A 9845-nucleotide genomic window follows, 5' to 3' on the forward strand; every position below is an offset into this window, starting at 1 on the left:
TTCCTTAACGGCCGAATATCTTGCGAAATATTCCTTCCTTCCGGGCGGCAGGAACCTCGTATATGGCGTCCCGCACCTGGGCCAAGGCCCGCATGAATGGCCCGTTCGCGGGAAAGACCTGCCCCCGGTGCAGGCCGCGCGCAAGGTCCGGATCCTCAGGAAGCCTGAACTCATGGAAAGAAAGGAGATCCGCCAGGGGCCCCGAACCGTCAGTCCCCCGCTTGCAGAGAAAAAAGACTTCTTTGTCCCTCACATTTAACGCCGCCAGCCGGGCCACCACCCTGCTCATTTCCGCCTCCCCGCCAGTAGTCACCAGGAGCAACGTCGTGGCATTTTCCAGGACTTCCCCTACTGGCGGGGCCTCGCTGTTGGGCAGGTCGCATATTATGGCATCGTAAACGGAACGCGCGGCAGTAACCGCCTTCCCCAGTATGCCCCCGGGAAGCTCGTCAAGCTCGCTTCTGCTCCTCGGGGCCTGAAGCACGTCTAAATTTGGCCCGGCCTTCACAACCGCATCCGCAATGCCGCCGTACTCGAAGGCCCTGAGGTGCGGGTACTCTGGCAGGTTGAAAACCAGAGAAAGGTCGCTCCCGCCCGCCTCGAAGCAGCAGTCCACTAAAAGCACGCGCATCATGTCCTTCAGCAGCCAGGCCAGCCCCGAAGCCACGGAGGTAGCCCCGGCCCCACCCCTGGCCCGCCACACGGCAATAACCCTCTGACGGTAGGCCACCCTTGCGGAGCTGACCTGTACCACCGGGGAAGATTGGGAAGCACCCGCCACCTCCTGCACCTGCGCCTTGCCGTCCAGTATGTCCTGCACGGTCTCCACAGGGATTTTTAAGGCCGCAGATATGGCCTCGGGATCCAGGTATTCAGCCATGCGCTTTACTTTTTCCTCTAGGCTATTCATAACACCACCAGCCTACTTCTTTTTCCTGCCAAAGAACCGGAAGAAAGCCTTCTTTTCCCCTTCCGGCTTCCTGTACGTATACCCTGCGGCTGTCGCTATCTCTTCCGCAAGAGCGTGCCACTGGCTGTAGGCGTCCTCCAGGCCCACCACTTCGCCCTTATAACCCTTCTGCACGTAAGCCTCCCACTCTTCCGGTATCACCGCCACCACCTTCGGCAAGAGCTTCGCGGGAACGTCCTTCTTAAAGCCGGAGCAGAAATACTTCTCAACCAGTTTCGCGTTGTGGAGCTTCGGGCTGAAGCGGTTGAGGACTATGCTTATCTTGTCCGGCGTGACCCCGATGGCCAGAAGGCAGGGCGCGTAAACGGCGGTTTCCTGCTCGCTGAACTTCGACTGGTCGACCACGGCCAGCACTTTGTCAGCCAGGGGGAACACCCCCTCCAGCCAGGGCTTGGTCCAGAACTCCGGGGGAGTATCGCCAATGACCACCGGGAACCTCGAAAGCAGGTGCTCCGCTATGGCCGCGATCTCTCCCGGCTCGAAAACGGGGACGGTCCTGTCCATGGGGCCGGGCAGGACGTAGAGGTTTTCTTCCGCCTTAACGAGCAGTCCCTCAGCTATTTCGGGCCGGAAAGACCCTTTGGCCAGCGCCTCTATCCCGGCCACGCCGGATATGTCGAAGAAGGAAGCCACGTCCGGAGCGCCGAAGTCGAGATCCCACAGCACGAGCGGGATCCCCGCCCGGGCCAGGGCCATGGCCAGGGTAACCGCCACCGTGGTCTTGCCCACGCCCCCCTTGTTAGCGGCGGTGAGCACCAGAATACCCCTGCGCGCGGCACGAGAGTGAACGTAAGCCTCCTGCGCGGGCTTAGGAATAAACGCTCTGGCTGAAGACCTCTCAAACGCCGGTCCGGGAGAAGAAACCTGAGGAGAGCCAGGAGAGCCGCCGTACCGGTCCAGAAGCTCGTCCAGGTAGTCGGCATCCCTGTGAAGCTCCGGTTTCTCAGCAGAAGAAAGCTCGTACGGCCTCACCGGACGGGAAGTATGAGAAAGCACCGGTTCTGCATATGTGGTTTTTGCCGAAGCCGAAGGCGCAGACGGCTCTTGAACATACTCTTCCGGTTTCGCTCCTTCCGGCCCAGGCGAACCGATTTCTTCCTCGGCCATCAGGGCCGCCAGCCCGTCGTCCTGCCGCTCATACTTCAAAGCGGCCAAGATGTTATAAGGCCTGTCTCCCGGAAGCTTGCCCGTAACGATATTGTTGAGCCCCGCCTGCTTCGCCATCCTGACGAACGCCCTTCCCTTTTCGTCCAGGCTACCAGCCAGCAGGACTATATGGCTGGCCGGAAACAGAAGGGGCAAGCGCTGGAGGAGAACACGTATCTCCTCCCCCGGAAGGAAGCGGCTCACTACTAGCACATCCGGCCTGTTGGGGCTGTAGCCGTAAAGCTCCTGGGCAGAAGTGCAGGTGTGAAACTCCCAATCAGGGAAAAGTCCCGTCTTGATCAAATCCTGTTTTATCAAATCGGCGGACTTTCTTTCCGCAGCTATAACACAAAAAGGCACTCCACCACCCCCGTCCAAAGCTGAATCGCTATGTAAGGAAATGCCCCGCCGTCTCTGGCTGCCCCCTTGTGCCTGCGGTACCAGTAAGAAAGGCATACCCGACCTGTAGCCACAGCCCAGAGGCAGCAGGGCAACAAAGAAGTAAGACAATCTTACTTCGCTTCGCTCAAACCGGCCAGCTTCCGAATTCTCTCGGCCGCCACGGCAACAAGCCAATTATCCAGCTTGCTCGCGAGCTTATCGAGTTCTTGAACAAGAAAGACATCGGAACTGTAGAGCTTTTGCTTCCACCTTACAGGTCCGCATCTTTTCTCGCATACACCTTGCCCCTTGCACTCTTGACAGCAAGCAAGCTCTTCCTGCTCGCAGTCCGGACAGTCCGGGTTCTCGCATAGAAACATAATCTCCCGCACATAGATCCCCTCCTGTTATTCGTTGCCAGCTACTACTTCGGAAGCGGCAGCATAAGCCAGATCCCGTACCTTACCCAATCCCGCAGGCGCATATTGTCGGTTTCCAACCTCGCTCTTAACCCGTCCAACAGCCAGAGCCAGAAACGTTCATACATGCGTTATATCTCCCCCTTTTGCGATTTGCTCTCAGCACAACACCCCCGGTTGCGGCCCGCTTCCTTAGCCCGGTAGAGGGCCGCATCCGCAGCCTTGACGGTTTCCTCCGCCGTTGACCCGTCCACCGGATAGACCGCACAGCCGAAGGAACACGTTACCGTGATTTCCTTCCCCTCCACAAAAAAGGGCGCGCCGGAAACCGCCAGGCGCACCCTCTCCCCTATCTCCCACACCTTTTCCTTCTCTGCCGCCAACACCAGCACCGCAAACTCCTCCCCACCGTACCTGGCCGCAAAATCAATGCTCTTAATTGAAGACCGCAGGCGGGAAGCAAATATCTTTAGCACCGCATCGCCAGTGTGGTGGCCGTAAGTGTCGTTGACCTGCTTGAAGTGGTCAAGGTCGAAAAGGATAATCCCGAATGCGGCGCACTGGCGGCAGGCTTCTCCCGCCGCCAGCTGTAAAGCCTCATCGAAGGCCCTACGGTTGGGCAGGCCGGTGAGAAAGTCAACGTGCTTTTCCTCAAGTTCCGGCCAGACGACCCGCACGGGCCGGAGGCCCTCCCCGCCGAAGAAAGCCAGGGGAGATAGGTACTCCCACGGCCCAAATGACAGCTTACGCACCGGGGACCGCGCTCCTGGCTAAGTAGACCGCCTTGGCCGAAGCGTACTGCACCACCTGCGGGGCCACCTCCTTGGGCACCTCAAGGCCCACGGAGGCGGGCGCTCTGCTGGCAGGCACAGGACTGATACCGCCGCCGCTCTTCACCGGCTCCACTTCATTGCCGTCCTGGTTGAGACTGTGCAGCACCCTTACCCCTTGGGCCAGAAGCTTGGCAGTAGAAGCCCCGCCAGCACCCTTATCTATCCCGTAAACGTCCACCACCTCACCGGCCAAGACGGCCGCAGAGCTGGAAAGGTCCACGGGCACATAAACGACTGTATAGCCATCGCGGAAGCCCTTCCCTTCCCTGACAGCCTCCTTCCAAATGTACTGCCCTTTCACCATAGAAACGGCGGCTGCTTTCCCAACGACCTCTTCTAAAGCCGTAGCCACGCCGTTCGCGGCTTGGGCAGGAATAGGCACTACTTCTACCATTTCCGGCTTTATTTCCGCGCCAGCCGGTATGAACTGCGCGGCCCGGACCACGTTGACAGTCTTACTTGCCTGCCTGTACTTGGCATTCGCTCCCATGGTGACCAACCCCGTAAACAGCAGAGCCAGAAGAAAAGAAACAATTATCCCCGTTTTCCTGCTCAAAAGTGCACCCCCCGAAGAAATTTTCTCGGCCTTTCCCGTACCATATGAGCGCTCCGTGGCGGACAGAACGGGCGGCAAAGCACCGGACCGGGCCCCACCCGCCTCTCTGCCATACTGCCTCTCCCGCGGCCTGTTTCTGCCTCACGTAACGCCGGAAGGTGGACGGGACAGGCGCCGCAGTCTCCCACAGGATTAACGTCCTCGGCTCCAGCCCCTCCGCCACAAAGTAAAGGTCGGAAGCCAGAAGGCGGGCGAACTCTGCCAGCCCGTACTTCCGCGTAGCGGCTATATGCAGCTCGAAGGCCCGGCGGATTTTCTTTGGACGCAGCCTGGCTCCAGAGGAAAGCAGCACCGCCCGGGCCAGGAGGGGGTTCAGGGGCACCAGGACCAGAAGGTTGAGCCCGGCCCCCCTGCTGGCCTCCCTCCAGCGCGGTATATGCGCCAGGTGGTACCAGAAGAGGTAGACCACCAGAAGCTGGGTCCCAACACAGCAAAGGATCAGGAGGGGGCGGTACTTTTCCGCCCCCCTGGCAAAAAACAGGATCGAAGCGGCAAACAGCAGGCAAAAAGCGGAAAGGAAAAATCTCCTCATGGCGAAGTATAACTCACCCCGGATAGCGTGCCGGGAATGTAAGCGCTCACCGAGGTCCCCTTCCCGGTGACAGGCACTTCAAACGGGGCAAAGAACCGGCCAGCGCTGAACCGGAAGGGATAGGTGATCTGGCAGGTCACCACTTGACCCCAGGGGACAGGGCCGCCGGAAGGAGACACCATTACCTGCGCCTTCGAGCGGTCCATCTTCATCTGGCCCATGAAGGTCCTGAGCTGAGCGTCCAGATCCGTAGTGTAGCCACCGTACCTGCTCATTCCCGCGGCGATGAACTGCGCCTCCGACTGGAGGGCGTACCACTGCGAGACCATGCCGATGAGCATGGCCCCGCACATGGCAAAGAGCACCAGCACAAAGACCACCAGGTACAGCGATACTATCCTCTCAAGCAAAAGTCACCACCGCCCGGGCTAGAACCCGAACTGGCTGCGGATATAGTTGGTGGCCGCATTCCAGAAATTTTGGGCCGTCTGGGGAGCAAAAGCAAAGGCCAGCACTATAATGGCCGCCACCACCAGGGCCGCCCCGATAACCCACGTCATCTCCGGAAGCGAGCCCCGTTCATCCTCGATAACCTGCCCCACAAACACCTTTAAACCCCTCGGATAGTTTAGCATTACCTCCAGAAACCTCCTTGCAGAAGTTTTAGAGCTGGATCCGTCCGGCAGGCTGGTAATACCGCATCCGGACGTCCAAAAACTGCGGCCCTATAAAGGGCACATTTCCCAGGAACACAGGCACGTTTAGAGTAGCCGCAAAGCCCGGCTGGCGGGCAATGCCGCCCGGCACGGGCTCACCCGGCCGGACGTACCGGAACTCCTCCAGGACCGCCGGGGCCTTTATGGGCGAAGGACCCGACGGCACGAAGCTCGTGCCGTTAAAAGTAGTGTTCGTCATCCTGGAGAAGGCCAGGATGAAATACTGGCGGGCGCGGGATTCCACCTGCTCCAGGTTACCCCCCGTATCCCTCGAAGCAGATACACTCGCAAAACCCACGGCCTCGCCTACTATCTGGTAAACCACATCGGCGTTCTTCTTCGCCCCGAAGACTATCCCCGCGAGCACGGCGAAGGCGCTGAGGGCGATCACCGCAAAGAGGACCAACAAGTAGACCTCCAGAAAGCCCCGCTCGTCCCTCACACAACCCAGCGCTTTACGGTGGCCAGCCACCACAAAAACCCCAAGACGAGCACCGCCAGCGCCAGCAGGAAAAGCACCACGGCAGCGACCCTTCGCACGCGGCTTACCCCCTCTATCCATTACATCCCGAACCCCCCAGCAATCTTCTGCACCATAAACTTGAAGGCGGGATAACCGAACAGCGGCAGGGCGCCGAGAAGGCCGAGGACGGCGACGAGCACAAAGAAGGAAGCCCTCGCCGCCGTGGCCCTAGCCGCCAGCTCCTCCCGCACGGAAGCGAGCTGCCCGGCCAGGTCGTCGAATATGCCGGCGTCCACCCGCACGTCCCAGGCCGACGAAAGCCGGAAGGCTATGGCATCGATCAAAGGGTGCTTCACCCTTCCTGCAAGGTGCTTATCCATAGCCTCCTTAACGTCGTGCTTCAGGGTTATGGAGGCCACGGCGTTCTCCAGGAGGCCCCGCAGGGGCTGGGGTATGAACGGGAGCGAAAGGGCCAGGGCTTCCCGCGGAGTCAGGACCCCTGTCTCCAGGAAGGCGGGCACGAAGTTGAAGAGGTTCGGCACCCCCTCCAGGACCCTGCCCTGCCAGCGCCGGAACTCGTAGTCGACCGACAGAGAGGCCAGGAGCGGCCCCACCATAAAAGCAACGGCCGCAGGCACCAACGCCAGCACCCCCAGAAACTTCACGCCCGCCACGAAGGCCAGGAAGGCCGCGGCACCGCCTATGACCGCCCCACTCCGGAAGAGCTCCCGTACCGACCTGCCTACGGTCTCCAAGCGTGCCGTCCTTTCCGGTGTAAGGAACCCCCTCCGGAGCCTTGCCTTCACAGCATCCGCAGTAACCGCGGCAGGCGAAGGCTCGCCCCCAGCAGGGCAAAAGACCAGGTAAAAGAAAATAAAGGCCGTCACGAAGAGACCAACAAGCGCAAGCAGAAAACCACCCCCCTTCTCTACTCCGGGCTCCCAGCCTTGACCGCCAGGAAGACAGTGCCCACTATTACGGCCGACGCCGCAGCCAGCACCAGCCTGCCGCCGCCCTCAAAGTAGTGGGGCAACAGCAGCGCATCGGCCAGAAAGCCCAAAGTGAGCAAAAATATCACCACGGCTGCGGCCACCTTCGGCTCAAAAGTCTCCTTGCGCCTCTCGGCCAAAAGCCTATCCCTCTGCTGGAGCGCAGCGCCAAGCCGCTTGAGGCCTTTGGCCGCAGCATAGGGGCCACCGGCCCGGTCGGCGGCAGCCAGTATGGCCGCCACGGCGTCGAACTCCTCCAGGCCGTACTTCTGGGCGAGACCGCCGAAAGACCTGGAAAAAGGCGTCCCGAAGGCCTCCCGCTGGCCCACCATTTCCCTGAACTCGCTCCCGAAAGGTTCCGGCATCCGCTCGGCCATGACCCTCATGACCTCGCTGGCCGTCTGGCCCGCAGAAAACATGCCCGCAGCCGCCACCACAAAGCTCTTAACCATCTCCCTGAGCCTCGCCCGGCGCCTCTCCTGGGTAAACGCGGTGACCCACCCGGGCACATACCAGCCCAAGACCGCCCATGGCACACCTCCCAGAGTAGTACGGCATAAAGCCGACCCCACAACGAAAAACGCCGCTGCAGAGACCCCGGGCAGGAGCTTATCCCTGGTTACGCTTACAATTCCGGCCTTTTCGGGAACCTCACCACGAGTAAGAAAGTAAAACAGTATGAATAGCGACAGCAAAAGGCCTACTGCTAACAACCCTGCGTCTCCCCTTCCGCGGAGTAAAGGTACTTCTCATGCACCTGCTCGTACTCCGGCTTCACAACAGCACCTCGGAAAGCCAGCCGGCCCAGCCTCTCCGCAGTCACGGGCGCCTCGTATACCCATCGGCGGACCTTACCCCTGGTCCTGGCAAACTCCTCTTCATCGAAGCGGATTATAGTCCGGTAGCCATCTTTCGTTACCTCCACAATGCTCATAAGCGTCCTCTTGCCGTCGTAGCTCTTGTCCAGGAACACCAGGAAGTGGAACATGGCCCGGATCTGCTCGTCAACGTACTCCTTGGGCAGGGGCATGCCACCGCGGTAGAACATCTTGGGCAGGCGTGAGCGCAGCTCGTCCACTCCCCCGGCGTGGCCCGTGGTCCAGAAGCCGCCGCTGGTGGACTCCGCTATCTCGGAAGCAGCCACCACTTCCCCACCGCGGATCTCGCCAACAATAGCTCGATCTGGGTTGGACCGGTTTATTACATCACATATCCTCGCCAGGTCCACCAGCTTCTGGCCCCCATAGGTGACCTCCACCATATTGACGCAGTTGGGCAGGTTGGGCAGGGAAAGCTCAAAGCTGGTCTCCCCTATGATCACCCTCTCGTCGGGGTCGATCTGCTCACCCAGGCTCCGCAGGACCGTCGTCTTGCCGGAGTCCGTCCTGCCGAACACCCCCAGGTTGGCATGGCCCTTCACTATGAGGTCCACCAGGAAGTCGGCCGCGAACAGCGGCATCATTGCGCTCTTCACCAGGGCGGGCAGCGGCAGCGGAGGCCGCGCCAGCGGCGACTTCCTGATGGTCAAGGCCGTCCCCAGCGGGCTGGCCTTGAAGCCTATCACCGAAAGTCTCGACCCGTCCCGCAGCCAGGCGTCAACTATAGGAGAGTCCGCCGTGAACGGCCTCCCGGCGTCCTCGCATATTTTCTGGGCAAACCTCTTCACCTCGTCATCGTTCTTAAAGTAGTTTCCGGTAGCCGGGTAGTGCCTGCCCCTCATGCCGTAAAACACCCTGGGGCCTTTCGGCGTAGGGTTGACCGCCACCTCTGTTATTTCCTCGGCACCCGGACCCGTGAAGAACTCCTGGAGCGGGCCGTAGCCTGTAAGCTGGCCCATGATGATCCGTACGCCGTCCTCTTTCTCTTCCGGAGTAAGGTCCTCCCGCGTGAAAACAGCGTTTCTCACCAGCGCTTCCGCGTCCAGCCTCGCTCCTCCGTCCAGAGAGCCGGAAAAAAGCTCCGGGTGCTCCTTCATCAGCTGCCGCGCTACTTCTTCGATTATCGCCTCCTTCTGCCTCTCGACTTCCTTCAGCCAGTCGTGGGTAGCGAATTCAAGCGCGATAAAAACCACCTCCCATAAAAAAAGAAAAGCCGCCCCCCAGGAAGGGAGCGGCCCCAGAAAGCTCCTACCAGAGTATGTTTATACCCGTGCCGTTCACAAGGAGTTTGCCCGAAGCCGTGCCGGAAGCTGTAGCCTCCTGCCTCACAGTCTCCGTCCAGGTCTCAGTACGGGTTTCGCCGTTTTTATCGGTATAAGTTCTCCTGCGGGTCACCTCATACTCATACGTATACCTGATCGTGTACTCTGCCTTTATGGTGTACTCCGTAGCCGGCGGAGCCATCCTGTCCGCTAGCATGTCGTAAATGGGGGCCCCGGCCAGGCTCCAGTCCTCCTCAAATTCAACCGTAGCCTCGTGACCGTTAGGCACCATGGATACCGTCACCGTGCCTACGGGTTCCGCAGTCGGGTGGCCGAAGGAGAACTCGGGGTTCATCTTGGGATAAGTCAGCGTAGCAGAAACTACCTCCCACGACACCAGCCTGCCCCTCGGAGGAGTGGGAGGCTTCGGCCGCAGTACCGCCTTAACTATGTCCGCATACTTGGCAGTGTTCACCGGCCGGTCCTCGGGAGGCTTATAGTTCCCGTATATGTCCTGGCCGCCGCGGCTGCGGGCATAGAAGACCAGCTCGCCAGTTGTAGAGCCGGAGCCGTCATCGCCACCGCCGGAAGTGCCTCCCTGGTCGCCGGGTGGGAGGGGCACCTGGATGGGCTGGACCAC

Annotated in this window: 13 protein-coding genes and 1 pseudogene; all 14 read right to left on the reverse strand. The window is 60.4% G+C overall.

Annotated elements, in window-relative coordinates; all coding sequences use genetic code 11:
- Positions 1-4 precede the first annotated feature (4 nt).
- Complete coding sequence (locus AC1BI1_RS13265) at positions 5-910, reverse strand: CpaE/TadZ family protein (protein WP_476717785.1); 906 nt, start codon at positions 908-910, stop codon at positions 5-7.
- A 12-nt stretch (positions 911-922) separates the two neighbouring features.
- Positions 923-2476 (reverse strand): CpaE/TadZ family protein, encoded by a 1554-nt coding sequence (locus AC1BI1_RS13270; RefSeq protein ID WP_476717786.1) that lies wholly within the window; start codon positions 2474-2476, stop codon positions 923-925.
- Between the two features lie 152 nt (positions 2477-2628).
- Positions 2629-2889, reverse strand: coding sequence for a hypothetical protein (locus AC1BI1_RS13275; protein WP_476717787.1), 261 nt, complete (start codon positions 2887-2889; stop codon positions 2629-2631).
- A gap of 32 nt (positions 2890-2921) precedes the next feature.
- Complete coding sequence (locus AC1BI1_RS13280; RefSeq protein WP_476717788.1) at positions 2922-3044, reverse strand: hypothetical protein; 123 nt, start codon at positions 3042-3044, stop codon at positions 2922-2924.
- Positions 3045-3047: 3 nt separating this feature from the next.
- Entirely contained in the window at positions 3048-3668 is a 621-nt protein-coding gene (locus AC1BI1_RS13285) for a GGDEF domain-containing protein (RefSeq protein ID WP_476717789.1), read from the reverse strand.
- A complete protein-coding gene (locus tag AC1BI1_RS13290; protein WP_476717790.1) occupies positions 3661-4239 on the reverse strand; it encodes an SAF domain-containing protein in 579 nt (192 codons plus the stop codon). The genes AC1BI1_RS13285 and AC1BI1_RS13290 overlap by 8 nt, the downstream gene beginning before the upstream one ends.
- Positions 4205-4897, reverse strand: coding sequence for a hypothetical protein (locus AC1BI1_RS13295; RefSeq protein WP_476717791.1), 693 nt, complete (start codon positions 4895-4897; stop codon positions 4205-4207). The genes AC1BI1_RS13290 and AC1BI1_RS13295 overlap by 35 nt, the downstream gene beginning before the upstream one ends.
- Positions 4894-5307 carry a hypothetical protein gene (locus AC1BI1_RS13300; RefSeq protein WP_476717792.1) on the reverse strand — a complete coding sequence of 138 codons (414 nt, stop codon included), beginning with the start codon at positions 5305-5307 and terminating at the stop codon, positions 4894-4896. The genes AC1BI1_RS13295 and AC1BI1_RS13300 overlap by 4 nt, the downstream gene beginning before the upstream one ends.
- Before the next feature lie 18 nt (positions 5308-5325).
- Complete coding sequence (locus tag AC1BI1_RS13305; RefSeq protein ID WP_476717793.1) at positions 5326-5532, reverse strand: hypothetical protein; 207 nt, start codon at positions 5530-5532, stop codon at positions 5326-5328.
- Between the two features lie 28 nt (positions 5533-5560).
- The gene (locus tag AC1BI1_RS13310) at positions 5561-6175 is read right to left on the reverse strand and encodes a hypothetical protein (protein WP_476717794.1); all 615 of its coding nucleotides are present in this window, start codon (positions 6173-6175) and stop codon (positions 5561-5563) included.
- Positions 6175-6831 (reverse strand): hypothetical protein, encoded by a 657-nt coding sequence (locus tag AC1BI1_RS13315; protein ID WP_476717795.1) that lies wholly within the window; start codon positions 6829-6831, stop codon positions 6175-6177. The genes AC1BI1_RS13310 and AC1BI1_RS13315 overlap by 1 nt, the downstream gene beginning before the upstream one ends.
- A 173-nt stretch (positions 6832-7004) precedes the next feature.
- Positions 7005-7778, reverse strand: coding sequence for a type II secretion system F family protein (locus AC1BI1_RS13320; protein WP_476717796.1), 774 nt, complete (start codon positions 7776-7778; stop codon positions 7005-7007).
- On the reverse strand, positions 7772-9136 hold the full coding sequence (locus AC1BI1_RS13325; RefSeq protein WP_476717797.1) for an ATPase, T2SS/T4P/T4SS family: 1365 nt from the start codon (positions 9134-9136) through the stop codon (positions 7772-7774). Before AC1BI1_RS13325 ends, AC1BI1_RS13320 begins: the two co-directional genes overlap by 7 nt.
- A gap of 55 nt (positions 9137-9191) precedes the next feature.
- Positions 9192-9845: pseudogene (locus AC1BI1_RS13330) on the reverse strand (hypothetical protein); the annotation flags it as partial.

It is taken from the genome of Thermanaeromonas sp. DSM 22490 (assembly GCF_056378755.1).

Bases quoted from the DNA above. Each gene is read 5' to 3' on its own strand.
- AC1BI1_RS13290 (WP_476717790.1), bottom strand. From the start codon at position 4,239: ATGGGAGCGAATGCCAAGTACAGGCAGGCAAGTAAGACTGTCAACGTG.
- AC1BI1_RS13310 (WP_476717794.1), bottom strand. From the start codon at position 6,175: ATGGATAGAGGGGGTAAGCCGCGTGCGAAGGGTCGCTGCCGTGGTGCT.
- AC1BI1_RS13305 (WP_476717793.1), bottom strand. From the start codon at position 5,532: ATGCTAAACTATCCGAGGGGTTTAAAGGTGTTTGTGGGGCAGGTTATC.
- AC1BI1_RS13280 (WP_476717788.1), bottom strand. From the start codon at position 3,044: ATGTATGAACGTTTCTGGCTCTGGCTGTTGGACGGGTTAAGAGCGAGG.
- AC1BI1_RS13295 (WP_476717791.1), bottom strand. From the start codon at position 4,897: ATGAGGAGATTTTTCCTTTCCGCTTTTTGCCTGCTGTTTGCCGCTTCG.
- AC1BI1_RS13265 (WP_476717785.1), bottom strand. From the start codon at position 910: ATGAATAGCCTAGAGGAAAAAGTAAAGCGCATGGCTGAATACCTGGAT.